Here is a 25,054-nt window from a genome sequence, read left to right on the forward strand (position 1 = left end):
CCCGCCCTTTCCCGATAGCGAGGGGTTCAGGAGATAAAATGCCCCGCGAGATCACCGGGTTTTCCAACGAGACCGTCAAGCGCGTCCGTTCGCTTCGCGACAAGAAGCATCGCCGGCAGGAAGGCCTGTTCCTGGCGGAAGGACTGCGCATCCTGGCCGAGGCCGAGGAAGCCGGCTTCCTGCCCGAAATGCTGTTCTACGCGCGCGATTCGGCCAATCATCCTATCGTCATGCGATTGATCGCAGCCACCGAGGCCACGGGTGGCGACGTGATCGAGACGATTCCAGACATCCTCCACAAACTCTCCGGCAAGGAGAATCCGCAGGCGGTGATCGGCGTCTATCGCGAGCGGGCGACGCCGCTCAACGCGATCGATCGCAGCAGCGCGGATATCTGGCTGGTCGCGCAGGCGATGCGCGACCCAGGCAATCTCGGCACCATGCTGCGCACCGGCGACGCCGTGGGCGCCGGCGGACTGATCCTGATCGACGATTGCGTCGATCCCTTCTCTGTCGAAGCGGTGCGGGCAAGCATGGGCGCATTGTTCACGCAGACGATCGCGACGGCGCGCTGGGCGGAATTCATCGCCTGGCTGCGCGCTGGGCCCGGTACGCTGGTCGGCACCAGCCTGAACGCGACCCATGATTATCAGGAACCGCACTATCCTCGCCCGACCTTCATCCTGACCGGCAACGAAGCGCGCGGGCTGCCGGTCGACTACGAAGCCGAATGCGACCTGCTGGTGAAGATGCCGATGTTGGGCAAGGCGGACAGCCTGAATGCGGCGGTCGCAACCGCGGTCATGGCCTATGAGGTGCTCAACCAGCATCGAAAGGCCTGAGTGCGCCGCAAGCGGGAACTTAGGCCGAAGCTTGTTGTTCAAGCGATATGAAACATCTGTTGCCGCTCACCCTCGCCCTCCTCGCGGGCTGCACCGTTATTCCCAGGGCAGAGGCGCCACCGGCACCGCCGCAACCGCCGGGTCCGGACAACTATAGCGCGCTGGGCACCGAGCCCGGCTGGACGCTGAAGGTCACGCCCGGCAGGCTCCATTATGAGGGCGATTATGGCGCGACCAGGATCGACGTCCTGCGGCCTGAACCACGCACGACATTCAACGGACACCGCTACGAAACCGCCCGGCTGACCGTCGATGTGACCCACAGCCAGTGCAGCGACGGGATGAGCGACCGACTTTACGAGGACAGCGTGACCGTGACGGCGGATGGCAAAACGGTGAAGGGTTGTGGTGGCGCGATCCTGTCGCCGCGGACGCTGGAGGGCACCGACTGGACGATCCTGCGCGTCGGCGAGATGGATGCGCTGGCCGATCGACCGGCGAACATCGTGTTTACGAACGGCCGCGTTTCCGGCACCACTGGCTGCAACCGCTTTTCCGGCGGCTATGACGTCAACACCACCGCGCTTACGCTCGGGCCACTTGCCGCGACCAAGATGGCCTGCCCGGGCACCGCGATGGATCAGGAGAACAAACTACTCGCGATCCTCAAGGGCACGATAGGCATGACGTTCCGGAACGGTGATACGTTGATCCTGACTGGTGCGAATGGACGGACAATCGTGCTCCGCCGCAAGATCTGAATCTTCACCAGCGCGGCAGGAGGTCCGTTCACTCCGCCGCTTCCGCCCGATCGTCATTCTCGGGGTTGGGCAGCATGTCGAGCGGCTCGCGCGCCAGCGTGTCGACGCTCTCGATGTCTTCAATCTCGCGAGATCCGGTCTCGATATTCAGGTCGCGGAACTTGCGGCCCGTGACCAGCACCCGCCCCTCGAAGCTGGCGACGAACTTGTTGTAATTATCGACGGCGCTGTTGAGGCCGCCGCCGACCCGGCGGAGGTGCGACGCGGCGATCGAAAGCCGCTCGTACATCTCCTTGCCAAGCGCGCCGATCTGCTGGGCTTCCTCCGCCAGCTTTTCCTGCCGCCAGACGCTGGCAACGGTGCGGGCGATCGCGACGAGGTTGGTGGGCGTCGCCAGTAGCACGCGGCGATCGAACGCCCAGTCCCATAATCCGTCATCCTGTTCGAGCGCGGCCGACAGGAAATGCTCGCCGGGAATATACATCACCACATAATCGGCGGCCTTGCCGAACCGCTCCCAATAGCTCTTTTCGCCGAGCTGGCGAGCATGGTTGCGGATCGATGCGGCGTGCAGTTTCAGATGATGCGCGCGAGCACTCTCATCCACCTCATCGCTCGCGTCGAGATAGGCGTTCAGAGAGCATTTCGCGTCGATCACCAGTTCGCGCCCGCCCGGCAGACTCACGATGACATCGGGCCGGAGACGCCCATCATCGGTATCGATCGAAACCTCTGACCGGAAATCGGCATGCGGCGACAATCCGGCCTGTTCAAGCACGTTGCGCAGCGATTGTTCGCCCCAGCGCCCCCGCGCCTTGGGGCTCGACCGCAGCGCGTTAACCAGCCGCGCCGCTTCGTCCTTCACCTGCCCCTGGCCGACGCGCACCTGCTCGACCGCCTCGCGCAGTTCGCGATAACTGCCAACACGTTCCTTCTCGACCTGCGCCAGCCCGTCCTCATAGCGCTTGAGGGTGGTCTCGACCGGCTGGAGCAATTGCTTCAGACGCTCCTCGCTCTTCTCGCCCGCCTGGTGGAAGCGCTGGTCGGCGCGTTCGAGGAAAACGCGCTGCGCATCCTGCAGCAGCCGGCCACCAACCTCGCTGAACTGCGCGGACAATGCCTCCTTCGCTTCGACCAGCGCCTTGATCTGATCCTGCAATGCGCGTTCGCGGGCATCGCGCTCGGCGCGCAACCCTGCCGCCTCTGCCTGGGCATGCGCCAGCGATTCACGCAATTGGGGTACGTCGCGCGCGCGTTCCTCCATGCCCGCCAGATCGGCGACGGCGCGACGGGAATCCTCAAGATAACGGTCACGCTCAGCGCGCACGGCGGCGCCGCCACGGCTGCCCAGCCACCAGCCGGTCAGCACGCCGATCAGGATCGCGGCGACGATCAGGACCAGAATGACGGCTTCGCTCATATTTGCCTCAACAAGAACATTCAGCGAACTTTGCCCGTTCGTTCCGGCTTTGGCAATGGCCACGCTTGGTGGGTAGAGGAAACAAGATGCGGTTCGACCGTTAAATGCCCATGCGTCCGATAATCCTGCTGCCGATCACCACCACGTTGTTCATGCTTGCCGCTTGCGAACCGGATTCATCACGGCAGGCCGCGTCCAATGACGCCGTCACCGTCGATATAGCCGGCCCATCAGCGCAGGCGCCGTCGATCAACACCTCGACTTCAGCCGAAAAACCGCGCGCTGCGCCGATCGCAACGCCGCAAACCGGTTTTGCGGGCCTATGGGCGATCGATCAGGCGGCCTGCAAATCGCCGCCTTGGCACTTCACCGAACGCGACCTGACGACAAAGGGCGAAGTCTATTGCAGCTTCAAGCAAATCAAGCCCGTCGCGGACGGCTATGATATCGACGCGGTCTGCGCCGCCGAAGGCGACGAAGTGGCGGAAACCATGCGATTAAGGCTCAAGAACGCCGGCAGCACGATGACAGTCTCCAGCGACCAGACCTACAAACCGATCGATCTGATCCGCTGCGAACGCTGAAACCGCAACTCGGTCAAGCCGCGCGACGTTCCTTGCGGGCCTTGGTCAGCTTCTTGAGGATCATGTCGCGCTTCAGCCGCGAAAGATGATCGATGAACAGCACACCCTCGAGATGGTCCATCTCGTGCTGGAGGCATGTGGCCAAAAGGCCCTCCAGCCGCTCCTCATGCGGCTTGCCGTCATAATCGAGCCAGCGCGCGGTGATCGTCGCAGGGCGCTCCACATCGGCATATTGATCGGGAACCGAAAGGCAGCCCTCGGTATAGACCGACAGGTCCGCGCTGGGATCGACGATCTCGGGATTGACGAAAACCATCGGCCGGCGAACCGGCGGCCCCTCTTCCTCCTCTGGCTCCTGCAGGTCGATCACCAGCACGCGCTTGGGCACGCCAACCTGGATCGCGGCCAGGCCGATGCCGGGCGCGTCGTACATCGTCTCGAACATATCGTCGATCAGCGCGCGCAGTTCGTCATCGACCGCCTCGACCGGTTTGGAAACGACACGCAGACGCGGATCGGGCGTCTCTAGGATAGGAAGAATAGCCATTTCGCCGATGTAGAGCCTGATATCGGCATTTTCAATCACCGTGTCGCGGCACCAAGACCGCCAAACAAGCCGCTGATAAGCCGATTGAACCAGACGATAAATCGACTGACAATCAACCCCTTACATCCCAAACATCATAACGAGGAGATCGATCAGCTTACCGGCCGGCGCGCGCGCAGCGCCTGCGCCAATGTCCCCTCGTCAAGATAGTCAAGTTCGCCGCCGACGGGCAGGCCATGGGCAAGCTGGGTCAGCCGGATTGGAAAGCGCTCCAATCGTTCGGCGATATAATGGGCGGTTGTCTGCCCCTCCAGCGTTGCATTCATCGCCAGCACGACCTCGTCGATGCCGCCAGCTTCGACGCGCCGGAGCAGCTTGTCGATCGACAGATCTTCCGGCCGGACTCCCTCCAATGCTGAAAGCCGACCGCCAAGCACATGAAATTTACCGGGAAAAAGTCGCGACCGATCGAGCGCCCAAAGATCCGATACTTCCTCGACGACGCAGAGCGCGCGCACATCGCGGCGCGGATCTGCGCAGACGCTGCATGGATTGCTGGTATCGACATTGCCGCATGTATCGCAGGTCGACAGCCGCTCACTTACCGCTTCCAGCGCACGCAGCAGCGGCAGCATCGCCGCTTCACGCCGCTTCATCAGGTGCAGCACGGCGCGGCGCGCCGAGCGCGGCCCGAAACCGGGAAGCCGTGCCAGCGCCTGCGCCAATGTTTCGATCTCTTGAGAGGCCATGGCGGACACATAAGGGCTTGCGCTGCCAACTGCCAAGCGGTTGAGAGACATTCATGCGTATCGCTTTCATGGGAACTCCCGATTTCGCCGTGCCGACGCTGGACGCGCTGGCTGCGGCCGGCCATCAGGTCGTCGCCGTCTATAGCCAGCCGCCCCGCCCCGCCGGCCGTGGAAAGACGCTGCAGCCCTCCCCCGTGCAGCGCCGCGCCGAGACGCTGGGCATCGAAGTGAGGACGCCGCAGTCGCTGAAAGGCGATGAGGAACAGTCGGCATTCGCGGCGCTAGACCTCGATGTCGCGGTGGTCGCCGCCTATGGCCTGATCCTGCCGCGCGCGATCCTCGCGGCACCCCGGCTTGGCTGCCTGAATGTCCATGGCTCGCTGCTGCCGCGCTGGCGGGGCGCCGCCCCTGTCCAGCGAGCGATCCTGGCCGGCGATACGGTGACCGGCGTCACGATCATGGAGATGGAAGCCGGGCTGGACACGGGGCCGATGCGCGCGACGATCGAAACCATGATCGACGGCAAGACCGCCGGCGCACTGACCGACGAACTCGCCACCAAGGGCGCGGCGCTGATGGTGCGCGTCCTGGCCGACCCCGCCGCATATCCGGCGATCGCCCAGCCCGAAGATGGCGTCACCTATGCCCGGAAGATCGAAAAGGCCGAGGCACGGCTCGATTTCGCCGACGCGGCGGCAGCCGAACGCCAGGTCCGTGCGTTCAATCCCGCGCCCGGTGCATTTTTCGAGCTTGGCGGCGAACGGGTCCGGATCCTCGCGGCGTCGGCCGAGCCAGGATCGGGGGAACCCGGAACGATCATCGACGATGCGCTCGGCATCGCCTGTGCGAACGGCATTCTCCGCCCCCTGCTCGTCCAGCGTGCGGGCAAGGCGGCGATGGCGCCCGTCGAATTGTTGCGCGGCTATCGGATTCCCGCGGGAACGCGGCTCGGATGACGCGTTTCGCGCTCACGGTGGAATTCGACGGCCGCCCGTTCATGGGCTGGCAGCGCCAGGCGCACGGCCCCAGCGTGCAGCAGGCGATCGAGGATGCGGCATTCGCGGTAACGGGCGAGAGCATCGCGGTCCATGCCGCTGGCCGCACCGACGCCGGCGTCCATGCGTTGGCGATGCGGGCGCATCTCGATATCGAAAAGCCGATCACATCCTTTCGCCTGATGGAAGCGCTCAACGCGCGTGTCCGGCCCAATCCGGTGGCGATCCTGGCATGCGAGCCGGTGGCCGACGACTGGCATGCCCGCTTTTCGTGCACCGGGCGGCGCTATGTCTATCGCATCGTCACACGTCGCGCCCAGCTCGCGCTCGATGCCGGGCGGGCTTGGCGAATCGCGCCGCCGCTCGATGCCGAGGCGATGCACGATGCCGCGCAAATCCTGGTGGGACAGCACGATTTCACGACCTTCCGGTCGGTCCATTGCCAGTCCGAAAGCCCGGTCAAGACGCTCGACCGGCTCGATGTGGTGCGCACGGGCGACCGCGTCGAGGTGCACGCGGCGGCGCGCTCCTTCCTGCACCATCAGGTGCGGTCGATGGTTGGCTGCCTGGCGCTGGTCGGCCAGGGCAGATGGACCGCACAGGATCTGCGCGATGCGCTGGAGGCCAAGGATCGTGCGGAATTGGGCCTGAACGCGCCTCCCGACGGGCTTTACTTCGCCGAAGCGGTCTATCCCTAACCTTCGCTGGCATGACGAAGGTTGGGAAGGTCTCAACGCCTGTCAGCGCCCCATGCCAAATAACCGGGTCAGCGACTTGTCGAGCATCATGAGCTGCCACAGCAGCCGGCCGTGATCGCTGCGACCTGACAGATGCGCGCGCACGATGTTTTCCAGTGCGACGCGATCGAACCAACCGGTTTCGGCAAGTGCGGCCCCACGCGCGATCCGTTCCGCCTCACTTGACAAGGCGCCGCGAAACCACGCGCTGATCGGGGTCACAAAACCCATTTTTCGACGATATAGGATATCGTCGGGCAGATAGCGGCGCATCGCCCGTTTCATCAGCCATTTGCCTTCGCCGCCGCGCAGCCGCATCGAGACCGGCAGCGACGCTGCGAACTCGATCAGGCGATGGTCGAGCAATGGCTCGCGCGCTTCCAGGCTCACCGCCATGCTGGTCCGGTCGACCTTGGTCAGGATATCGCCCGGCAACCAGATCTTGAGATCGGCGTACTGCGCACGGTCGAGCGGTTCGCGCGCCGGGGCGCCGCGCATCGCAGCTTCGATTCGCGCCTCCGCGCGGTGGCCGTCCAGCAGACGACGGGTCTCGTCGGCATAGAGGCGCTGGCGCAGCGCGGGCGTGGTGACGCCCACCGCCAGTGCATAGGCCTCCTCGCCTGACCGGGCGAGCCCCAGCAATGTCGATTTGGCGCGCAGCGGGCGCGGTGCCCAATCGGCCTTGGGATAGATCGCCCCCAGCCCGCCAAGGATATGGGTGCGCAACGCACCCGGCAGGAAACCGCGGATCCGTTCCTCGGCATGCTGGAAGCGGTGACGGCGATAACCGGCAAAGGCCTCGTCCGCACCGTCCCCGGACAAGGCGACCGTCACCGTTTCGCGCGCCAGTTCGCAAACGCGGTAGGTCGGCAGCGCCGATGCGTCGGCAAAGGGCTCGTCGAACGCGTCGGCCAAGCGATCCGCCAGCGCGAAATCGTCGGCGGCGACGATCCGCTTGCGGTGATCGGTGGCGAAACGCGCCGCAACCTGATCGGCGTGCCGGGTTTCGTCGAGATCGGCCTGATCGAAGCCGATCGAGCAGGTTTTGACCGCCTGGGTGCTCGCTTCCGCCATCAGCGCCACCACCGAGGAACTGTCGACGCCCCCCGACAGAAAGGCGCCCAGCGGTACGTCCGCGACCATGCGCGACCGCACCGCCTGGCGCAGTCGCTCGGTCAATTCCTCTTCCAGCGCACGCGCGGACCCGCTGGCTCGGCGGCTGAAATCCACATCCCACCAGCATATGGGCGCGGCCATACCCTTGCCGCGTTCGAGCAGCAGATAATGCCCGGCCGGCAGTTTCTCGACCCCGGCGACGATGCAGCTATCGTCGGGCACATAGCCGAGGCCCAGGAAATCCTCGACGGCGCGGACATCCGGCGCACGGCGCAGCAGCGGATGCGCCAGCAATCCCTTGAGTTCGGAAGCGAAGATCAGGCTGCCGTCGGACAGCCGCGCATGGTGGAGCGGCTTCACGCCCAGACGGTCGCGCGCAAGAAACAGGCATTGCCGCCCCGAATCGAACAGCGCGAAAGCGAACATGCCGTGAAACCGCTGAAGGCACTGCGCGCCCCATTGCCGCCAGCCATGCAGGATCACTTCGGTATCGCTGTCGGTGCGGAAGACATGGCCGAGCGCCTGCAATTCGGTGCGCAGCTCCGCGAAATTGTAGATCTCGCCATTATAGGTGACGGCGATCCGGCCATCCTCGCTGATCATCGGCTGTGCGCCGCCACCCAGATCGATGATCGAAAGTCGGCGATGCCCCAGCCCGACACCCGGCGCCGTCCAGACGCCAGATCCGTCGGGGCCCCGATGCGCGAGCACATCGGTCATCATCGTCACCCGCGCCGGATCGACCGGCTTGGGTGTATCGAGATGGAAGATACCGGCAATCCCGCACATAAGGCCCGACTATCGGCCGCGTGCGTCAGCGGCAAGTGCGTCGGTCACACGATCGACCGGCCCGAGATCGGCAAGGAAGCGATCAATGGCGGGCCGCGCGCTACGCCCCTGCCGTTCTTCCGCCGAAACCAGCACGGCAGCCGCGATCTGCGATCCGCCGAACAGGCGCGTTTTCAAGGTTTCGAGCTTGACGCGCATCGCACTGCCGGTGGTGATGCCGCCAAGTCGATAGAAACTGACCACTTCGCGGGTTATCGGCCCCGGCCCGGTGATGCGTTCCGCCATGCCGTCGGCCGGATTGCGCGCCTGTGTCGTCCACGCCCAGCCGCTTTCAGGGCCGACCGCACCCTGGCCATAACCGATCAGTTCACGGCTTTCGTCCTGATGGCCGTAAAGGATGATGGCGAGATCGACGGCATCGCCCCGCGCATTCACATAGCGACCTAGGAGTCGATGATCGGCGCCGGTGAAATGCGGCGTCCAGGGCGTCAACGGCGCATAAGGCACGTGCCGCCAGCCCTCCACCTCGGGCAATTGCACGGCATTGGGCAGCGCTTCCCGCCCGGTCGCGGCAATCGCCGCGGACCAGATCAGCGGCGTCGCCAATATCGCGGCGATCGCGGCCGGAACGACAAGGCTTGTCGCGCGGGGTGGCCCATCTTCGATGAATGGCGTGGGATCGAAGGCGGGATCGTCGATCGAGCGATCGAAAAAGCGCCAGCCAACCGCCGTCACCAGCGCGATCACGATCGCGAAGAAGAACCAGCCGTAGAAGACATGATCGAAGCTCGCCGCGAAATCAATACTGGTCAGGTGCGAGATGTAGATCGTGCCCCAGGCGCGGATACCGTTCGCGACGACCGAACTGGTCACCGCGAACAGCACGAAGGCGATGCGCCGCGACGCACTGCGGAAACAGAGATGCGCCGCCAGCACCGCATAGGCGAACATCGCGATCAGGAAATTGACGCCGGAGCACGCCTCCGCCACCTCGAAATAGCCCGTCGGCGTGGTGATGAAGACGCCGTCTATATGCGCGGGCAGCCCGACCAGACCGAGCAGCGCAATGCACATCTTCGCGGTGAGCGTCTGCAATGGCGGCACAAGTTCCTCACCGAACGGCACCAGGAACAGCGCATAACCGAGCGGGAAGAGCAGCCCGCGAGAAACCGAGGGCCCGAGCAGCGATACCACCGCGCCCTGAAGCATGAAGAGCAGCCCAAGATGCCGCGCCTGCGCGACGCCGGCAGCGTCGCCCAACAGCCATCCCCCCGCCCCCATGCCGACAAGCAGCAGGCCCGGCGCCCAGTTGCGCGGCGTGAGTTGTGCGAGCAAGGCGCGGCGCTGCCAGATCAGCCAGCCGATCATTACCGCCACGATCGGGCAATGTCCGAACGTGTCGCTGCGCCACCAGATATCGGCGATATCGGCGGCATCCCGCCCAAAGGCAATCAGGATCACAGCCGTCGCCAGTCCAAGCAACAGCAACTGACGCCGCCATGGCGTCAGCGCGCCATCGGGCGCAGCCTGGATCGGGACATAGGCGGTCATTCGGCGGCCGCCATCAGTGGCGCATCGGTCAGTCCAACCATGGCGGACAAAGGCGCAAGCCGTGCACCCCAGCCATAGTCCGCCTCGATGCGCGCCCGCGCAGCCATTCCCAACATATGCGCCCATGCCGGATCATCGAGCAGGCGCAGCACCGCATCGGCCTGTGCCTGCGCACCGTCCGCCACCAGCAATTCCTCGCCCGGCCGCGCTTCGATCCCCTCGAATGCCGCGGGTGAGGCGACAACGGGGCGCGCCATCGCCATCGCCTCCAGCACCTTGTTCTGAACGCCGCGTGCAATGCCGAGCGGCGCCACAACCACATCGGCCGCCGCCAGCCAGCCGCGAACGTCTGGAACCTCGCCGGTCACGATCACGCCGGGAAGTTCACCCAGTGTCTGCACCGCCGGGTCAGGGCGGCGGCCGACAATGGCGAAACGCGCGTCCGGCCGGTCCATTCGAATGCGAGGCATAACATCGCGCGCGAACCCCACCACCGCCTCGACGTTGGGGCGATAATCCATCTGGCCGGTGAATATGATCAGCGGTGCGGGCAGATCGGGGCGTTGATGATCGCCCGCCGGATCGAAATAGGCGAGATCCACACCATTGCAGAGCGCGCGTATCCGATCGTCACCCAGACTCACCCGCTCACGAAACAGGCCGGCTTCGGCATCGCTGACGAACAATCCCAGATCGGCGCGGTGCGCGACTGTGCATTCATAGGCGGCCAGCAGCCGTGCTTCGCGCTTATAGATGAAGCGCATCAGCGGATTGCCGCCGCGCGCATAGCTTTCGAACTTGGCCGAATCGACATCGACGAAATCCATGACGAATCGGATGCTGTCGGCGAGATCGGGTACGAACTGCGCCATCTGGATCGAATAGGCCATCACGCAGGTGATCGGCCGGGTTTCGATCAGACTCCGCACTTGATCGCGGAGCACTGCACTGTCGAAAAGGCTTAGCAGCAACGGACGCCCGCCCGCGAGGCCGGATATGGCCGCAGCCGGTTTTCCTATCCGGCGCGGCTCGATACGGCATGAGGCCAGTTCAAGCCCCGGCGGCGGCGGCGTTGCTGCCTCGGCATCGTCATCGGCCAGGCAAACGAGATGGACTGGCGCCAGCCGGGCAAGATGTTCGAGCAGATGCCAGGACCGGATCTTGTCACCCCGATCGGGCGGCCAGGGCGGACGATGCGACAGGAACAATATCTCTCCTGTCATCCGAGCCCCCTGGAAATGAAAGGACCGACCAGATTCGCGATCGGCAAGGGCAGCTTCTGCCATGCCGCGATCTTCAACCGATATTTGGGGTTGAGCGGATTGATCTCGCGCGCCACCGCACCATCGGCGGTGCGCATGGCGTAGCTGAGCGGTTGCGGCTCGAACCCCCAATTCTTCTTGAAGGTGAAGGCGCCGGTGCCCGGCTTCGATCGCCCGAAGTCGAAATGCGAACAGCCGCGCGCGCGCGCATGTTTCATCAGCTCGTAATACATGCGGTCATTGGCGCGCCATGTCCGCGCCGCATGTGTGCCGCCGCCCCAATAAGGCATGACGACACCGTCGTGATAGAGCGACAGCACGGCTGCCACCGGCACGCCCTGCTGCCGCACGACCAATATGTCGGCATCCTCGCCGAAACCGTCAAGGACCGCATCGAACAGGGCACGCGGGAAGACCGGTGTCCCCAGGTTGCGGACGCTCTCGGCATAGACGGTGTAATGCGCCGCACGTTCCCGCGCGCCCTGGCCGACCGTTACATCGAGATCGAAACCGAGCGACCGGCGGACCTCCGCCCGCTGTTTGCGAGGAATGGCGAGCAGATCGGCTTCATCGCTTTGCCCGAGCGGACGGGAGAAATTGGCGTAGCGATCGTCAATAACCTGCCACTCCAGACTTTCGGGTACCGGCCCGCGCAGTTCGACGCTCGGTATGCTCAGCCCTTCAGCCATGGACCATGACGCGTCGACCAACGCGCGCGCCACGCGCTCGTCATCGGCGAGCGGCCCACCGCGCACCGCGAAACCGTTTGAGATCAAGGCTCGACCGAACAGCCGCGATCGCAACTCGGTCAGCGGCAACACACCGGCCAGCACGCCCGAACCGGTCTCCGCGACCAGACAGTGCGCGCGCTGGCCGCAGCCCTTTGCGACCGCCCTGCCCCACGCGGTGAGATGGAAGGGCGAACCATCAGGATGCGCACGGACATAGGCGTCAATGCGTTGCGCTTCCTGGATGTCGGCGAGATCGGCGGATCGGATGCTGGCCGTGGCGATCGAGAACGGTGCATTCATTCCGCGCGCTTCGCTTCGGCGGCGGCGACAGCATCAGTGCGCCCCCAGGGAAATTCGCCGATCAGCCGCTCAAGCTTGCGCTCCATCGCGGCCAGGTTGGTATAGTGGCGCAGCTTCGAACGCAGCGGCGCATCGGCAACGCGCGGCTGGCCGGGATCCATGTCCCAGGGATGGAAATAGAAGATCGCCGGGCGCCCCTCCTTCGCGAAGACACGGCCGATCGCCCAGTGTGTGAGCGCATAAGGCAGGACGCGAAAGAAGCCGCCGCCCAACGCCAGCCGCCGCGCGCCGATCTCAGCGGTCGTCACCGGCAATTCGATCAACTCGCTGCCTTCGACCGGGTGAAAGGCGAAACGCGGCGCTTCGGGCCAGCCATAATGATCGTGGCGCAATGGCGCCACGCTCGACGAATAGGCATAGCCCTGCTCCGCCAGGATCGGATGTGCCCAGGGCGTGCGCTTGTCGATCGAGAAGCTGGGCGCACGATAGCCGGCCACCCGCTGTCCGCTCGCATCCTCCAGCGTCTTGCGCGTACGATCGATATCGGCGCGGAACTGGTCGGCGGTCATCGTGAAGACGCGGATATGATCCCAGCCATGGCTGGCCACCTCGTGCCCCTGTTCGACGATGCGGCGGATCAGTGCAGGATAACGCTCCGCCACCCAGCCCAATGTGAAGAAGGTCGCCTTGACGCCGGTGCGCGCGAAAAGCGCGAGCACCGCGTCGCTGTTGCGCTCGACGCGATGCTCGAGCCGGCCCCAGTCGTCGCGCGAGATGGTGGTCTCGAACGCGCCGACCTGGAACCAGTCCTCGATATCGACCGAAAGCGCATTGTGCATCTGCGGCTCCCTAGGGATGGCAAGCCTCAGGCGGCGCTTTCGCGGATCAGCGACAGATCGGGCGACTGGCGATCGGCCTCCGCCCAGTCGATCAGCAACGTCAGCACGCGCCGGAGCGCCGTTTCCTGCTCTTCCAGCCGCGTCTCGAGCAACGCGATCCGGGCGGAGAGCGATTCATCGACTACAGCCGCGGCCTGCGACGCCGTGGGCACGGCGGTGGGCCTGCGCAGCGTTTCGGTCGGCGTATCGCCTTCCATGTCCGTGATCACGTTGGCCACGTCATCGGCGTCGATGACGCCAAGCTGCTCGACCGCGCCATAGAGCATCACCCGGCTCGCCAGGGCGTTCAGCCGACGCGGCACGCCTTCACTGTGGCGATACATCTCGGCATAGGCCTGAGGCGTGAATTGCGGATTGCCGGTCCAGCCGGCCAATGACAGGCGGTGGACAATGTAGGGCTCGATCTCATCAGCCTGCATGGGTTCCAGATGATGCGTCGCGATCACGCGCTGGCGCAATTGCTCGAGCCGTTCCGATCCGTTGAGCCGCGCCCGGAATTCGGGCTGCCCCAACAGGAAGATCTGGAGAAGCGCCTGGCCCTCGATCTGGAAGTTGGAGAGCATGCGCAGCTCTTCCAGCGCGGAGACCGTCAGGTTCTGCGCCTCATCGACGATCAGCAGCGTGCGCTTGCCTTCCTGCGCCTGGCCGAGCAGAAATCGCTCGATCCGCTCCAGGATCTGCGCCTTTTCCAGCCCGTCGCTGGAAAGCCCCATCGCCTGCGCGGTCATGCGCAGCATGTCGTCGCCTTCGATCTGGGTGGAGACGATCTTGATCGCGGTCAGCCGCGCCGCGTCGATCGTCGCCATCAGATGGCCGACCAGCGTGGTCTTGCCGCTGCCGATCTCGCCGGTGATGGCGATGAAGCCCTCGCCCTGCGCCAGGCCGTAGCCGAGATAGGCCATCGCCTTGCGGTGCGTGGCGCTGTCGAAATAAAAACGCGGGTCCGGCGTAAGCTGGAAAGGCCGGGCGTTCAGGCCGTAATAGTCGCTGTACATCGTCTCAGTCCGCCTTCCGTCAATATTGCAGCCGCATGGCGAGCCAGAGCGAGGCGATCAGCGAATCCTCGAACCCGTTCTGATCGCTCGAATAGAGCTGCCCCGTCGCGCTCGCGCTCAGGTTGCGGCTGAAATTGTGGTAATAAGTGCCCATGACGCCGGTGCCGAGCACGCTCTCCGCATTCGGAATGCCGCTCTTGTAATAGTCGAGATAGGCGTTGAAATCCAAACCGGAGTGATCGGTCAGCGCATAGCCGTAATAGGCCTGGGCGAACCAGCTCTCATCCTTCACGCCGTCGAGCGAGAAGGCGTTGCCGAAGCGCGGCGCGAAATATTTGCGCTGCGCATAACCGGCGCCGAAACCGAGCGAGATCGGGCCACGCGCGGCGGTGTAGATCGCCGTGATCCCGCGATTGCGGAAATTGGCGGTGTTGATCGACTGGAACACATCGTCCAGGCATCCCCCGCCACCGCCGCCATTCGCGCCGAAGACGCAGCCGTTGAAGCCGCCGCCGAAACGGCTGCTCGCCACGTTGAAATTGGTCGGCAGGCGCGAGACATTGTCCTGCAACAGCCGGCCGAAGCTTTCGACGCCGTCATAGACGACCACCGAAACGCCTGATGCTGACGACATCTGATGCGTGAACGAGCCGAAGACGGTGGTGCCGCCATAACGCCGCCCGGCGCGCGCCTCCAACTGCGTGCGCCGGCTTGGCCGCCACATCACGCCCGCATCATAGATCAGTCCATCCTGATCATAAGCCAGTTGGCGTGGCGAAGCGGGATCGGTGATGAAGCGTCCATCGTTTCCAACCACGGGCACGCCGTTCGTATCGCGCAGCGCATCGCGCTGGCTGATCTCGATATCCTCATATCCGACACCGCCGACCAGCGCTAGCGTGGGTGAGACCGGTACCGTCAGGTCACCGCGAACGAACTTGCCCTCGAAACGCTGAGCGAGCTGCCCGACATTCTCTCGCTCGAACGCGCCGCTGATCTGCCAGCCCACTGGGAGTTCGCCAGGCCGCATGCCGATATTCGCGGTCACGAAATGCGCGGTCGCATCGTCATAACCGTCGAGCCGCTGTTGCCCGGTCGGCAGACGCAGCGTCGTCACATCCTCGACCTTGGTATAGCCGAATCGATAGGCCGCGCCGACGTCGAGCGCACCGAGATTGGTGGCGAGCGTCGGCCCGGCATAGGCGGAATAGACTTGCGTCGTGTTGTTCGAACTCGATCCGCCGACCTGTGGCGCCGCGCCGCGAATGTCGACGCGCGAGCGGGTGGCGATGCCGCCTGCGTCGAACGACAACAGGTTGGGCACGAGTTGCTGGCTGATCCGGGCGAGGCCAGTATGCGTATCGTTGACGTCGACGTCGCTGCTATAGTCGAAGCGCCGGTCGTAACGGTAGCTGATCTGCACCTCCGTGCGGGAATTACGCACGCTCGCTTCGATGCCGACCGCCACATTGGTGTAAGTCAGCACGTCGCCGCCATTGTTGAGGTCGGCCTCCACTACCTGGCCGATCTCGATATAGGGCGAAATGCGCTTCTCGGCCTGTGCGGGCGCGGCAATCGCGCCCGAGGCGAGACATGCGACGACGATCAGGGCTTTCTGGTCAGCCCGCATGGTCAGTCTCCATATCCATAATAGGATCCGAAATTCCGCCCGCCCGACGCATAGGTCGTGGCATTGAGCAAAAGCTGGATATTTTCGCAGCCCGAAAGCAAGCCAATCGCGTCGCGCAATTCGGCCTCTCCGGTCTTGTCGGCCTTCACCACGACGAGCGCCTGCCCGACGGTAAGTGCGAGCACCGATGCGGGCGACGCGGCCAGCACCGGCGGCGAATCGAAGATCACGATGCGTGACGGATTGACGTCAAGCAATCCCTGAAGGACCGCGCGGCCATGGGCTGCGGCGAGCAATTCGGTGTCGCTGTGCGTGTGCCGGCCCGCCGGCAGCACCGAGAGCCCCGGAATATCAGTGCGGATCACACAGGTTTCGACGGACAATGACGGGTCCGCAAGCGCGTCGAGCAGACCAGGCCCGGGCTCAAGGCCGAGCGTCGAGATGATCTCGGGTTTCGCGAAATCGCCGTCGATCAGCAGGATCTCCAGATCCTTCTCGGCCGCCATCGACAACGCCAGGTTGAGTGCGCAAAAGGTCTTGCCGTCATTGGGCTGTGCCGAGCAGACGAGGATCATCCGGCCGCGCGGCAGCGGGCGGCCGCTTTCTCCGCCCATCGCCTCGGTCAGCAACTGGCGTTTGACGATGCGGAACTCCTCGCTGAGCTCACTCGCCGGCGCATCGGGCACGATCAATCCCGCCTCGCGCAGCAAGTCCCGATCGACCCGGCCGTAACGGCCGGTAAAGGCGCGCGGCGCCGACGGTGCAGCCACCGGCCGTTCGGGCGGTAAGACGGGATCGACTTCGGACGCCACAAGGCTCTGTGGAGCAACCTTGATCGGCGCATCCGCGATAACCGCGGGAGCCACCGGTGCAAAGACAGGCGCCGCCAGCGGTTCGCTGACCGGCATTGGAGCGGGTCTTGCCACGAAATCCTTGGGCAGCACGGGCGCGGTCTGCTCGATCGCCTTGCGAAAATCGAACTGTTCGGATGCGCGTTCCAGCAGTGAGCCACGCTTCCTGATCGGCGTATGTTCGTTCACCATAGCCTCCTCAGGCGACCATGCCGCGCTGGACGAACTCGACCAGGATCAGCAGCACGAAAGCGCCCGCCAATCCCGCCGTTCCCCCGGCGAACCATTTCATGCGCTTGCGCCGCTCGGCACGCTGCGCGTCAGTAAGCATCTCCGTGATCGATCCCAGCACGGGCAACCCGCTAGCCTTGGCGAGGCGCTCAGCGGTCGTATAGGTCGTCTTGAGCTGACCCAGGGCGAAGGCCGCGCCAAGCCCGCCGCAAATGCCGACAACGAGAATGAGCGCCAGCAGCAGGATACGGTTGGGCGCCACCGGCACACGCGGCTGCACAGGCGGGTCGATCACCTTGAAACTGACGGCGTCGGTCTCGCTCTGCACCTGTCCGCGCAGCTTCACCTGCTCGCGATCAGCCAGCATCTTGTCATATTGCTGCTTCAGCACTTCATAGTCGCGGTTGATCCGCGCCTGTTCGGCGACGACGCCGGGATCGGCATCCTGCCGAGCCAGAAGCTGGTTGATGTCGGACTGGATCTGGTTCTTGCGTGCACTGAGCGCCGCGACGGTCGACTGCTTCTCCGCCTGCATCGCGCGCAAGGAGATATAGAGCGGATTGGCGGCATTGGCCCCACCCCCGCCGCCCGAGCGGCGTTCGGCAGCGGCGGCCGCACGCGCGGAACCGAGCTGGTTCTGCAACGCGACAACGTCAGGATAGGCATCGGTCCAGCCCCGCGCGCGCGCATCGGCAAGTTGCCCTTCGATCTGGGCGAGCCGTGTCGCCGCCGGCCCCGCCATACCGGGCACGCCCGGCACTGCCGTGCTGGCGGCGGTACCGGCGATCTGGGCATTGACCGTGGTCAGCGCGCTCTGCGCCGAGACGAGATCGGCCTCGATCCGCGAGATTTCAGCGCGCGACGCCTGCAGCCGCTCGGCCATCGATCCCGCGCCGGGCAGCAACCCCATGAACTGCTGTTCGAACGCGAGGCGCTTCTGATCGGCGTCCTGAAGCTGCTTTTCGCGTTCGGCGAGCTGCGCATCGAGGAATTTGAGCGACTGGCTGTTGACCGCGCGGTCGCCCGCCAGATTCTCCTCGACGAAGATATCGATCAGCTTCTGGACGATGTCGCGCGCCAGCTTGGCGTTCTGCGCATCCGACATGTCGGTTTGCTTCGCCGTGGCAGTGATCTGGAACGTGCCTTCCTGCAGCGGATCGGCGACGACCTTGATGCTCTTCTGCAAGCCGGATGCGCGCGCGGTGATCGCGGCGTCGTTGGTCGCCTTCAGGCTCAGATCGGTGCCACGGACGACCTTTTCGAGATTGACCGTCGATGTCAGCGTGCCGCGAACCCGATCGATATCCTTCTGGCGCTGGACCGCCTCGATTCCGCCGGCATCCGGCAGGATCGAACGCATCTGAACGAAAACGCGCGCCTGTGATTCATAGCTGTTGGGAATCATCGCGATCACCAGCCAGCCGATCAGGCAGATCGCCCAGGCGACGGCGAGCGCGATCCAGCGACGATGCCACACCCCGTGCAGCAGGATCCGCAATTCCTCGAAAAGCCCGTTCATGAGTGTCTATCGTCCCCCTGGAGACTGCGGTCAGAACGCGCTTTCCGGAATGATGATGACGTCGCCGGGTTCAAGGCGGACGTTGGCGGACGAGTCGCCTTGCTTGAGCAGGCGGCTGATCTTGAGCTGATACTCGCGCTGCTTGCCCGTCGTCTTGTCGAAGCGGACGAGCCGCGCGCGATTGCCGGCCGCGAATTCCGACAGGCCCCCAACCGCGATCATCGCGTCGAGCAGCGTCATATTGGCGCGATATGGCAGCGAAGCCGGCTTCTCCGTCGCGCCGACCACACGGATCTGCTGCGAATAGGTTCCGGAGAAATTATCGACGATGACCGAGACCAGTGGATCCTTGATATATTCGCCGAGCTGGATCTTGAGATCCTGCGCCAGCATCGCCGGCGTCTTGCCGACAGCGGGCATATCGGCGATCAGCGGCGTGGTGATGCGGCCATCGGGGCGAACCTGAACCTTGGCCCCGAGCTCCGGATTGCGCCAGACGAAGATGGTGAGCTGATCGAGCGGGCCGATGATATAATCCTCACCCGGCCCCTCCTGCATCGAAACAAAGGCCGCAGGTGGAAGCTGGCCGCCAGTGGACGGGCCGCCGGCGCATGCGGAGAGCGAGAGCGCGGCCATGCCAGCGCCCAGCATCAGCTTGGAGATCCTGCCCGAACCACGCATCATTATCACCTTTTCGCCCATTCCGAGCCGTTTCCCTGGCGCCCGTCGACGCGCATGGAGAGGCCCGAAGATGCGGTCGCTTGTGCCGGAAAAAGGTGAAAATTCTGTTAGGATCGATAGTTAATCGGCCCAATGACGTCAGTTGCCGAGCAGAATTTCCCTTGCGGGACCGTGGCCTAGGAAGCCCGAGGGGCTCGCACTGGCGCCATAGGCACCGGCCATGAACACCGCGATGATGTCACCAACCTCGGCGCGCGGCAATCCCGTTTGATTGCCCAGCACGTCGAGCGGCGTGCAGAGACAGCCGACAACCGTCACGCTTTCCTCAACCTCCATGCCGAAACGCGTAGCGACGGCCAGCGGATAGTTGCGGCGAACGACAGTCCCGAAATTGCCGCTGGCGGCAAGCTGATGGTGGAGCCCCCCATCGGTGACAAGGAAGGTCTCGCCATGGCTCTGCTTCCGATCGATCACGCGCGCCAGATAGACGCCGCACTCGCCGACCAGCCAGCGGCCGAGTTCGATCGCGAACCCGGTGCTCGCCAACGCCGCTGGTCGCAGGTCCAGCGTTTCGCCCAGCGCCGCGCCGATCCGCGCGATGTCGAGCGGCACCTCGTTGGGGAAATAGGGAATGCCGAATCCGCCGCCGAGATTGACGTACGGCGGCGTCATCCCCGCCTCCTCCGCCAACCGCGCGGCCAGCGCCACGGTTGCGGCCTGGGTTTCGATCAGCGCCTCCGGATCAAGCGCCTGTGAACCGCTATAGATGTGGAAACCGCGCCATTCGGCGCCGCGCTCGATGATCCGACGGACAAGCGCGGGCACGCGCGCGGCATCGACGCCGAAGGCGGTCGGGCGCCCGCCCATGCGCATGCCCGATCCCTTGAGTTCGAAATCGGGATTGACCCGCACCGCCAGGCGCGGCGCGGCACCAATGCGATCGCCGATGGAAAAGGCGCGCTCCGCCTCTCCTTCGGACTCGCAATTGAGCGTGACGCCTGCGCCGATCGCCGCCTCGATCTCCTCATCGCGCTTGCCCGGGCCGGCGAACGACATGTGCTCGGCAACCGCTCCGCCGGACAAGGCGAGACGCATCTCGCCGACCGAGGCAACATCGATCCCATCGACGATCCCGGTCATGGCCGCCAGCAACGACGGATAGGGATTGGCCTTCATCGCGTAATGGAGCGATAGCGCCGACGGCATCGCGGCACGCAGCGCATCGAAGCGTCGGCGGACAATGCCGAGATCGTAGGCGAACAGCGGCGTGCTCCCCGCCTGCGCGACAATATCGCTCACCCGGCGGCCGGCGATCAGCAATTCGCCATCCTCGCCGGTGAAATCGGCGGGCACCTGACCCATCGGCTTCATGCGGCATGCTCCTTGCGGATGGCGGCACGATCGAGCTTCCCATTGGGATTGCGCGGTAATTCCTCGCGCAGCAGGATTTCGCGCGGCTGCATATAGCCGGGCAGTTCGGCCTTGAGCCAGGATCGCAACCGTTCCTCCGGCTCTGCGCCGAACGGACGCACGATCAGCAGGATCGCCTGCCCCAGCCGTTCGTCGGGCACGCCCAGCGCGACCGCCTCGACCGCGGCACCGCTCGAGATCGCGGCTTCCTCCACCTCGGTCGGGCTGATCCGGTTGCCAGCGGACTTGATCATCTCGTCCCCGCGCGCGACGAAGCTGAGCAAGCCGTTGGCGTCACGCACCACGCGATCTCCCGAAAATACGGCGACTCCACCCATTTCCGACTCGGCGGGCGCCGGTTTGTAGCGTTCGGCGGTCCGCTCGGCGTCGCGCCAATAACCCTGCGCCACCAAGGGCCCGGCATGGACCAGTTCGCCCGGCTCTCCATCATCGGCGATGCTGCCGTCGGGGCGGACGACGAGGATCTCGGCGAACGGGATCGCCTTGCCCATCGATCCCGGATGCGAATCGACCAGCGTCGGATCGAGATAGGTTGAGCGGAACGCCTCGGTCAGCCCGTACATCAGATAGAGATCGGCATTGGAGAAGAGCGCCCGCAGCTTCCTGACCAGCGGCACCGGCACCGCACCGCCCGAGTTTGTAAGGCGCCTGAGCAGTTGTGGCACGCCTTCCGGCCAGGGTGTTTCAGCCAGTTGCACCCAGAGCGGCGGCACGCCGGCAAGCGTCGTCACGCCATGTTTCTCGATCGCCTTGATGACGTCACGCGGCGTCAGATAATCGAGCGGGATGGCGACACCGCCCGCCGCCCAGGTGCTGAAAAGCTGATTCTGACCATAATCGAAACTGAAGGGCAGCACGCACAATGTCCGGTCCGCCGCGCCCAGCTTCAGATAGTGGGAGACGCTGATCGCCCCCAGCCAGAGATTGGCGTGGCTGAGCACCACACCCTTCGGCCGCCCTGTCGATCCCGAGGTGTAGAGGATTTCGACAACATCCGATGGATCCGCCGAGGATGGCGGCAGCGCGGCGTCGGCGAAGATCGCGTCTTCGTCAGTTTCGACCGGACAATCGACATCCCCAAGCTGCAAAGTGGCGGCACGACTTTCGTTCGTGATCAAAAGACTGGCCCCGCAATCCGCCATGATATGCGAGATCTGGGCGCGCTTCAGCAGCGGATTGAGCGGTACGTAGATCAGCCCGGCACGGGCGGCCGCCAGCGGCATGATGCAAGCGAGCCTCGTCTTCGCCAACCATGCGGCAACACGATCGCCGGGCGCGAGACCGCGTCCGCGCAAGCCCGCGGCGACGCGACCGACCAACGCGTCAAGCGCCTGATAGTCGATCGTCCCGGAACGAAGCACGAGCGCGGGCGCATGGGCATCGCCTTTGGCGAGAATATGGTCTAGCGGCTGTGGTACGGGATCGGGCTGCAGCACTGTTGCTCCGCATTTTCTGTCATGTTCCGGAGGGACATAGCGCATTGTGGGTTAAGGGCGAGTATTTCGACGATTTCGACGCCGTGGAGGCGGCGGCACGCGGATCGCTGGATCGCGCGTCGCAATCGGCTTTGTTTGACAGGCTCGAATGGTTTCGCAGGATATGGGCGCATTGCCCCCCGGGGATCCGGCCGCTTGTCGTCCGGGCAGTGAGTGAAAAGGCGCAAGCCTGGCTGTTCCTGGCCCGCACCGAATCCGGTTCGCTGACTGCGCTGGCGAGCTGGTACACCCTGTCCTTCCGGCCCGTCTTCACCGGCAATCCGAGCGAAGCGGTCAAACTCAGGCTGCTTATCGCCATCGCCGCCCGTCTCAAGGCCAGGCGGCTCGGCGTCAGCCGGATCACGCTGCGGCCGGTGCCCGTCGAGGACGGCACGGCTGAGTTGATCGCACGCGCGTTTTCGAGACGCGGCTGGGCGGCATCGCGCGCGCCCGCGACGGTCAACTGGATCGCCAACCTGACCGACAAGGATTTCCCGACCTATTGGGCGGAGCGCCCGGGCCAGGTACGCAGCACCGTCCAGCGCAAAGGCAAGAAGGGCGTGGTTTCGGTCGAGATTCTCGACCGGTTCGATGAACGCGCCTGGACCGCCTACGAGGAAATCTATGCGCAAAGCTGGAAAGGCGACGAAGGATCACCCGAATTCCTGCGTGCGATGGCCGAAAGCGAAGGGGCTGCGGGCACGCTCAGAATGGGGCTCGCCTATATAGAGGACCGCGCGGTCGCGGCGCAGCTCTGGACCGTCGAGAACGACACCGCGATCATTCACAAGCTCGCTTATGTGGAAGATGCGGCGGAGCATTCGCCCGGGTCCCTGCTGAGCGCCGCGCTGTTCCAGCACGTCATCGACGGTGGCATATCCACGATCGATTATGGCACAGGCAATGATCGCTACAAGGCGGACTGGATGGATCGGTCACGTCCGCTGGAACAGATTGACCTCCACAATCTGCGGACGTTGCGCGGACTGGCGGGCGCCATGCGTGCGAAGCTCGCCCGGCTTGTCCGGCGCGGCTCCGTCGATTAGAGCATCGCGCGGAAAACCCTGCCCCCGCGAAGGCGGGGGTGGGATCCGGTTTTCCGCAAAAAACGATGTGACAACAAATCAACACAACTGCGCGATTCACATTTCGCACAGCACGCTGTAGTCGCAACGGACACTCTAGAAACGGGAAACTCACGTGGGGTCTGGAGAAGCTGACGAAATCGACGCGGCGATCCGCGGCGTTCTGCACGATATTCTTGGGATCAGCCATGAGCGGCTGGCGGGATTCACCGATTCGACGCCGCTGTTCGGCGCGCTGCCCGAACTCGATTCGATGGCGGTGGCTGGCCTGTTGACCGAGATCGAGGACCGGCTGGGCGTGATCATCGACGATGACGAGGTCGATGGCGAGATGCTCGAAAGCTACGGCAATCTGGTCGCCTTCGCGCGCGCAAAGGCGCTTGGGTGAGCGACTTGCCGGCCGCCTGGCGCAGCTATGAATGGCGCGGCAGGCAGGAACGGATCGCCGAGATCGGGGGGGATGGCCCCGTCGTCCTGTTTCTCGCGCCCTTTTTCGAGGAAGCGAACCGGACGCGGCATTTGCTGATCGAGACGATGCGTGCGCTCGGCCGGCAAAGCTATCGCTGCGCGCTGCCCGACATGCCGGGCACGCTCGAGAGCCTGACGCCCCTCGCTTCACTGGACTGGCCGGACTGGACTGGCGCGACTGCCGCCGCAGCGGCCGCGACGGGGGCCACTCACACCGTATCGCTGCGCGGCGGTGCGCTGCTCGATGGCGCGGTCGACGTCGAAACCCGGTGGCGTCTGGCCCCAGCGGAAGGATCAGCACTACTGCGCGATCTGGTACGAATCCGCATGGCCGCCGACCGAGAGGACGGCGCGACGGCGAGTGCGGCAGAGGTTGAGGCGCAAGCACTCTCCGCCCCCTTCGAGGTTGCCGGATATCGCATCGCGCCAGGCTTTGTTCGTGCCTTGAAATCGGCCACGACCATCAATGCCGCACCGCTGAGGGTTGCGCGCCTAGCAACCGACGTGCAGCCGGCCGATATCAAATTGCCCGGCCAGCCCCTCTGGCGACGCAGCGAACCGGAGCATGATCCCGTTCTTTCAGAGTCGATTGCGACGGATATCGCAGACTGGATCAAAACATGCGCCAATGGCTGAATCTGTCCTGCGAGGGAGTGCCGCTGGCCGCCGCGTTGGATGAGGCGCCGGGCAGGAGCGGATTGCTGATCGTTTCCGGCGGGAATGAAACGCTGAGCGGATCGCACGGCAATATGTCCGCCCTCGCTGCACGGATCGCGGCTGCAGGCCATCCGGTCTTTCGCTATGATAGGCGCGGTGTTGGCGATGCGGCCGGCGAGAATGGCGGTTTCGAGACCGGCGGCCTTGATCTGGCCGCCGCCGTGGCTGCCTTCCGCGCCGCCGCGCCAGGCATGTCACGGATGGTCGGCTTCGGAAATTGCGACGGCGCCAGCACACTTGCGCTGTTCGGCGCGGATCTGGGCATCGACGCGTTCGTCCTCGCCAATCCCTGGGTAATCGAGAATCTCGGCGAAATGCCGCCTGCCGCCGCGATCAAGGCGCGCTATCGCGAAAAACTGCTCGATCCGCGCGAATGGCTGCGGTTAATACGTGGCGGCGTCAACATCGCCAAAGTCTTCAAGGGGCTGCGCGCGGTCGCCGCCAAGGGGCCATCAGGCGGACTGGCCGAACGGATGCGAACCGCGATCACGGCCAGCCCCCACCCCATCCACATTGTCCTTGCCCGGCGCGACGCCACCGCCCTCGCCTTCGCCGATGCTTGGGGCAACCAGAGAGCAACTCACGTGACGACCGTCGAGATCGAAAGCAATTCCCACAGCTTCGCGAAGGCGGCGGATGCCGAGGCATTGACTGGCACTTTGTTGGAGGTCTTGTCCGGAACTTAAGC

General features: G+C 64.7%; 24 protein-coding genes. 9 read left to right on the plus strand and 15 right to left on the minus strand.

Features of this window, described 5'->3' with window-relative positions; all coding sequences use genetic code 11:
• Window positions 1–38: 38 nt before the first annotated feature.
• Both ACODTA_RS03360 and ACODTA_RS03365 read left to right on the plus strand, forming a co-directional pair.
• On the plus strand, window positions 39–842 hold the full coding sequence (locus ACODTA_RS03360) for a TrmH family RNA methyltransferase (protein WP_489064385.1): 804 nt from the start codon (window positions 39–41) through the stop codon (window positions 840–842).
• A 47-nt stretch (window positions 843–889) separates the two neighbouring features.
• A complete protein-coding gene (locus ACODTA_RS03365; protein WP_489064386.1) occupies window positions 890–1,603 on the plus strand; it encodes an META domain-containing protein in 714 nt (237 codons plus the stop codon).
• Window positions 1,604–1,631: 28 nt separating this feature from the next.
• Here ACODTA_RS03365 and ACODTA_RS03370 read toward each other — a convergent pair whose 3' ends face one another.
• Window positions 1,632–3,023 carry a DNA recombination protein RmuC gene (locus ACODTA_RS03370; RefSeq protein WP_489064387.1) on the minus strand — a complete coding sequence of 464 codons (1,392 nt, stop codon included), beginning with the start codon at window positions 3,021–3,023 and terminating at the stop codon, window positions 1,632–1,634.
• A gap of 110 nt (window positions 3,024–3,133) precedes the next feature.
• Here ACODTA_RS03370 and ACODTA_RS03375 point away from each other — a divergent pair, with 110 nt between their 5' ends.
• Window positions 3,134–3,607 carry a hypothetical protein gene (locus tag ACODTA_RS03375; protein WP_489064388.1) on the plus strand — a complete coding sequence of 158 codons (474 nt, stop codon included), beginning with the start codon at window positions 3,134–3,136 and terminating at the stop codon, window positions 3,605–3,607.
• 13 nt (window positions 3,608–3,620) lie between these two features.
• On the opposite strand, the gene def is transcribed toward ACODTA_RS03375, so the two are convergent.
• Together def and recR are read right to left on the minus strand one after the other, a co-directional pair.
• On the minus strand, window positions 3,621–4,154 hold the full coding sequence (def, locus tag ACODTA_RS03380) for a peptide deformylase (protein ID WP_489064389.1): 534 nt from the start codon (window positions 4,152–4,154) through the stop codon (window positions 3,621–3,623).
• A gap of 152 nt (window positions 4,155–4,306) precedes the next feature.
• The gene (gene recR, locus ACODTA_RS03385) at window positions 4,307–4,903 is read right to left on the minus strand and encodes a recombination mediator RecR (RefSeq protein ID WP_489064390.1); all 597 of its coding nucleotides are present in this window, start codon (window positions 4,901–4,903) and stop codon (window positions 4,307–4,309) included.
• Between the two features lie 53 nt (window positions 4,904–4,956).
• On the opposite strand from recR, the gene fmt reads away from it, so the two are divergent.
• Both fmt and truA read left to right on the plus strand, forming a co-directional pair.
• Complete coding sequence (fmt, locus tag ACODTA_RS03390; protein ID WP_489064391.1) at window positions 4,957–5,859, plus strand: methionyl-tRNA formyltransferase; 903 nt, start codon at window positions 4,957–4,959, stop codon at window positions 5,857–5,859.
• The gene (truA, locus tag ACODTA_RS03395; RefSeq protein WP_489064392.1) at window positions 5,856–6,596 is read left to right on the plus strand and encodes a tRNA pseudouridine(38-40) synthase TruA; all 741 of its coding nucleotides are present in this window, start codon (window positions 5,856–5,858) and stop codon (window positions 6,594–6,596) included. The genes fmt and truA overlap by 4 nt, the downstream gene beginning before the upstream one ends.
• A gap of 42 nt (window positions 6,597–6,638) precedes the next feature.
• Here the strand turns inward: truA and ACODTA_RS03400 are convergent, their stop codons facing one another.
• From ACODTA_RS03400 to ACODTA_RS03455, 12 genes are all read right to left on the minus strand, one after another.
• Window positions 6,639–8,540 (minus strand): XrtA/PEP-CTERM system amidotransferase, encoded by a 1,902-nt coding sequence (locus ACODTA_RS03400; protein WP_489064393.1) that lies wholly within the window; start codon window positions 8,538–8,540, stop codon window positions 6,639–6,641.
• A 9-nt stretch (window positions 8,541–8,549) separates the two neighbouring features.
• Window positions 8,550–10,091 (minus strand): exosortase A, encoded by a 1,542-nt coding sequence (gene xrtA, locus ACODTA_RS03405; RefSeq protein WP_489064394.1) that lies wholly within the window; start codon window positions 10,089–10,091, stop codon window positions 8,550–8,552.
• A complete protein-coding gene (locus ACODTA_RS03410) occupies window positions 10,088–11,314 on the minus strand; it encodes a TIGR03087 family PEP-CTERM/XrtA system glycosyltransferase (RefSeq protein WP_489064395.1) in 1,227 nt (408 codons plus the stop codon). Before ACODTA_RS03410 ends, xrtA begins: the two co-directional genes overlap by 4 nt.
• On the minus strand, window positions 11,311–12,384 hold the full coding sequence (locus tag ACODTA_RS03415) for a FemAB family XrtA/PEP-CTERM system-associated protein (protein ID WP_489064396.1): 1,074 nt from the start codon (window positions 12,382–12,384) through the stop codon (window positions 11,311–11,313). The genes ACODTA_RS03410 and ACODTA_RS03415 overlap by 4 nt, the downstream gene beginning before the upstream one ends.
• The gene (locus tag ACODTA_RS03420; RefSeq protein ID WP_489064397.1) at window positions 12,381–13,223 is read right to left on the minus strand and encodes an XrtA system polysaccharide deacetylase; all 843 of its coding nucleotides are present in this window, start codon (window positions 13,221–13,223) and stop codon (window positions 12,381–12,383) included. Before ACODTA_RS03420 ends, ACODTA_RS03415 begins: the two co-directional genes overlap by 4 nt.
• Window positions 13,224–13,249: 26 nt before the next feature.
• The gene (locus tag ACODTA_RS03425) at window positions 13,250–14,278 is read right to left on the minus strand and encodes an XrtA/PEP-CTERM system-associated ATPase (protein ID WP_489064398.1); all 1,029 of its coding nucleotides are present in this window, start codon (window positions 14,276–14,278) and stop codon (window positions 13,250–13,252) included.
• Between the two features lie 19 nt (window positions 14,279–14,297).
• Entirely contained in the window at window positions 14,298–15,908 is a 1,611-nt protein-coding gene (locus ACODTA_RS03430; protein WP_489064399.1) for a hypothetical protein, read from the minus strand.
• 2 nt (window positions 15,909–15,910) lie between these two features.
• On the minus strand, window positions 15,911–16,948 hold the full coding sequence (locus ACODTA_RS03435; protein WP_489064400.1) for a P-loop NTPase family protein: 1,038 nt from the start codon (window positions 16,946–16,948) through the stop codon (window positions 15,911–15,913).
• A gap of 10 nt (window positions 16,949–16,958) precedes the next feature.
• Window positions 16,959–18,509, minus strand: coding sequence for an XrtA system polysaccharide chain length determinant (locus tag ACODTA_RS03440; protein WP_489064401.1), 1,551 nt, complete (start codon window positions 18,507–18,509; stop codon window positions 16,959–16,961).
• 30 nt (window positions 18,510–18,539) lie between these two features.
• Window positions 18,540–19,145, minus strand: coding sequence for an XrtA/PEP-CTERM system exopolysaccharide export protein (locus tag ACODTA_RS03445; RefSeq protein ID WP_489065383.1), 606 nt, complete (start codon window positions 19,143–19,145; stop codon window positions 18,540–18,542).
• Window positions 19,146–19,328: 183 nt separating this feature from the next.
• Window positions 19,329–20,561, minus strand: a complete 1,233-nt coding sequence (locus ACODTA_RS03450; protein ID WP_489064402.1) for a pyridoxal-dependent decarboxylase, exosortase A system-associated — start codon at window positions 20,559–20,561, stop codon at window positions 19,329–19,331.
• On the minus strand, window positions 20,558–22,102 hold the full coding sequence (locus tag ACODTA_RS03455; protein ID WP_489064403.1) for an acyl-CoA ligase (AMP-forming), exosortase A system-associated: 1,545 nt from the start codon (window positions 22,100–22,102) through the stop codon (window positions 20,558–20,560). The genes ACODTA_RS03450 and ACODTA_RS03455 overlap by 4 nt, the downstream gene beginning before the upstream one ends.
• A 164-nt stretch (window positions 22,103–22,266) precedes the next feature.
• Here ACODTA_RS03455 and ACODTA_RS03460 point away from each other — a divergent pair, with 164 nt between their 5' ends.
• The 4 genes from ACODTA_RS03460 to ACODTA_RS03475 all read left to right on the plus strand — a co-directional run bounded on the left by ACODTA_RS03460 (window position 22,267) and on the right by ACODTA_RS03475 (window position 25,052).
• Window positions 22,267–23,142: a GNAT family N-acetyltransferase gene (locus ACODTA_RS03460; RefSeq protein WP_489064404.1), complete on the plus strand. Its 876-nt coding sequence runs from the start codon at window positions 22,267–22,269 to the stop codon at window positions 23,140–23,142.
• A gap of 154 nt (window positions 23,143–23,296) precedes the next feature.
• A complete protein-coding gene (locus tag ACODTA_RS03465) occupies window positions 23,297–23,569 on the plus strand; it encodes an acyl carrier protein (protein ID WP_489064405.1) in 273 nt (90 codons plus the stop codon).
• Window positions 23,566–24,285, plus strand: coding sequence for an alpha/beta hydrolase family protein (locus tag ACODTA_RS03470; RefSeq protein ID WP_489064406.1), 720 nt, complete (start codon window positions 23,566–23,568; stop codon window positions 24,283–24,285). The genes ACODTA_RS03465 and ACODTA_RS03470 overlap by 4 nt, the downstream gene beginning before the upstream one ends.
• Window positions 24,270–25,052, plus strand: a complete 783-nt coding sequence (locus ACODTA_RS03475) for a hydrolase 1, exosortase A system-associated (protein ID WP_489064407.1) — start codon at window positions 24,270–24,272, stop codon at window positions 25,050–25,052. Before ACODTA_RS03470 ends, ACODTA_RS03475 begins: the two co-directional genes overlap by 16 nt.
• Window positions 25,053–25,054: the final 2 nt, after the last annotated feature.

The sequence above is a fragment of the Sphingomonas sp. FG14 genome, assembly GCF_057809675.1.

Excerpts from the sequence above, each read along its gene's own strand:
- ACODTA_RS03360 (WP_489064385.1), top strand. The coding sequence starts at position 39 with ATGCCCCGCGAGATCACCGGGTTTTCCAACGAGACCGTCAAGCGCGTC.
- ACODTA_RS03365 (WP_489064386.1), top strand. The coding sequence starts at position 890 with ATGAAACATCTGTTGCCGCTCACCCTCGCCCTCCTCGCGGGCTGCACC.
- ACODTA_RS03370 (WP_489064387.1), bottom strand. The coding sequence starts at position 3,023 with ATGAGCGAAGCCGTCATTCTGGTCCTGATCGTCGCCGCGATCCTGATC.
- ACODTA_RS03375 (WP_489064388.1), top strand. The coding sequence starts at position 3,134 with ATGCGTCCGATAATCCTGCTGCCGATCACCACCACGTTGTTCATGCTT.
- def (WP_489064389.1), bottom strand. The coding sequence starts at position 4,154 with ATGGCTATTCTTCCTATCCTAGAGACGCCCGATCCGCGTCTGCGTGTC.
- recR (WP_489064390.1), bottom strand. The coding sequence starts at position 4,903 with ATGGCCTCTCAAGAGATCGAAACATTGGCGCAGGCGCTGGCACGGCTT.
- fmt (WP_489064391.1), top strand. The coding sequence starts at position 4,957 with ATGCGTATCGCTTTCATGGGAACTCCCGATTTCGCCGTGCCGACGCTG.
- truA (WP_489064392.1), top strand. The coding sequence starts at position 5,856 with ATGACGCGTTTCGCGCTCACGGTGGAATTCGACGGCCGCCCGTTCATG.
- ACODTA_RS03400 (WP_489064393.1), bottom strand. The coding sequence starts at position 8,540 with ATGTGCGGGATTGCCGGTATCTTCCATCTCGATACACCCAAGCCGGTC.
- xrtA (WP_489064394.1), bottom strand. The coding sequence starts at position 10,091 with ATGACCGCCTATGTCCCGATCCAGGCTGCGCCCGATGGCGCGCTGACG.
- ACODTA_RS03410 (WP_489064395.1), bottom strand. The coding sequence starts at position 11,314 with ATGACAGGAGAGATATTGTTCCTGTCGCATCGTCCGCCCTGGCCGCCC.
- ACODTA_RS03415 (WP_489064396.1), bottom strand. The coding sequence starts at position 12,384 with ATGAATGCACCGTTCTCGATCGCCACGGCCAGCATCCGATCCGCCGAT.
- ACODTA_RS03420 (WP_489064397.1), bottom strand. The coding sequence starts at position 13,223 with ATGCACAATGCGCTTTCGGTCGATATCGAGGACTGGTTCCAGGTCGGC.
- ACODTA_RS03425 (WP_489064398.1), bottom strand. The coding sequence starts at position 14,278 with ATGTACAGCGACTATTACGGCCTGAACGCCCGGCCTTTCCAGCTTACG.
- ACODTA_RS03430 (WP_489064399.1), bottom strand. The coding sequence starts at position 15,908 with ATGCGGGCTGACCAGAAAGCCCTGATCGTCGTCGCATGTCTCGCCTCG.
- ACODTA_RS03440 (WP_489064401.1), bottom strand. The coding sequence starts at position 18,509 with ATGAACGGGCTTTTCGAGGAATTGCGGATCCTGCTGCACGGGGTGTGG.
- ACODTA_RS03445 (WP_489065383.1), bottom strand. The coding sequence starts at position 19,145 with ATGGCCGCGCTCTCGCTCTCCGCATGCGCCGGCGGCCCGTCCACTGGC.
- ACODTA_RS03450 (WP_489064402.1), bottom strand. The coding sequence starts at position 20,561 with ATGAAGCCGATGGGTCAGGTGCCCGCCGATTTCACCGGCGAGGATGGC.
- ACODTA_RS03455 (WP_489064403.1), bottom strand. The coding sequence starts at position 22,102 with ATGCGCTATGTCCCTCCGGAACATGACAGAAAATGCGGAGCAACAGTG.
- ACODTA_RS03475 (WP_489064407.1), top strand. The coding sequence starts at position 24,270 with ATGCGCCAATGGCTGAATCTGTCCTGCGAGGGAGTGCCGCTGGCCGCC.